This is a genomic window from Streptomyces sp. NPDC055140, from assembly GCF_053607285.1.
Map to the genome: position 1 here is coordinate 1 of NZ_JBSGTG010000223.1, position 1,087 is coordinate 1,087.

Genomic DNA, 1,087 nt, shown 5'->3' on the forward strand with positions numbered 1-1,087 from the left:
GGCGGGGACTGCGCCGGCTCGGCGCACGTAACCGCAGGAATATGTGGTGGATGCCGTGTTCATGGGCACGTGCCCCTCACGGACCCGGCGAACGAGCATGGGTGCCGCCCCGGGCCGGCGGGTCGCCTCGACGTGCCCCGTGCTGCATATCCGCGGTTGCGCGCCGCGAAGGTGCGGGCAGCATGCGGCAGTTCGCCCTGTGGGGAGCCGCGGGTAACTCGGGGCAGGTTGGCGGTGCCCGTACGGGTGGTGCGCACGCTGGGCCGGGCGGAGTTCTGTCCCGTTGGTTGCGTGGCCCTCGATCGCTGTGCGTGGAGAGCCGTCGCCGTGGTGTGCGCTGGGCACGGGCGGAGGCTGCGCGGTGGCGCCTACTTGGATGCACGGGGGCGGGGTGAGCTTGGTCGGCGCCAGGGGCGCGTCCGTCGCGTGGTGTATCTCGGTCATCTCCGATCCATCCTTTGTTGTATGGGGGATCGATGAGGAATTGCGCGTGAGTCGGCTCTTGTCCGGCTCCACGGACGGCGGGAGTCCTACGGTTCGACAGATATGCACTTTTTGTGAGACCTCTTGGCGTCGCCACAGATCGGTCGGCCTCCTGGGCGCCGCGCACGCTTGGCTCTCCTGGTGTCGTACGGCCCGGCAGGGGCATGTCATCCGCGATGCATACGGAGCGTCACCTGCGCTGCACTGTTCGTTGCGGGACAAAGTGGTACATGTGCGCGATGATCGCCCTATGGCCTGGAGTTCCCGAAAACGTGGCCCACGGACTGATCCAGATCGCTCCGCGCACCGTGTCTCTGGTAAAGGGGCGCTTTCGACCGCAGATGAGGATCTGCTGCGCACTCTGTACGCGGAGCACGCAGGAGCCCTGTTCCACTACGTGCTGCGACTGACCTCAGGAGATTGGCAATGGGCGGAGGATGTGGTCCAGGAGACGCTGCTGCGAGCGTGGCAGCATCCCGCCGCGTTCGACCCAGCACGCGGCCCGGCCCGGGCATGGCTTTGTACGGTCGCCCGGCACCTGGTCATCGACGCCCACCGGGCCCGGCAGGCCAGACCGGCCGAGGCCGGCGGCGAGGCCCTTCAC

At 68.2% G+C, this 1,087-nt stretch carries 1 protein-coding gene; it reads left to right on the forward strand.

Annotation, left to right across the window (positions count from 1 at the left end):
• Positions 1–733: 733 nt before the first annotated feature.
• On the forward strand, positions 734–1,087 hold a 354-nt coding region (locus ACWFR4_RS49175; protein WP_453658549.1), incomplete at its 3' end, for a sigma-70 family RNA polymerase sigma factor.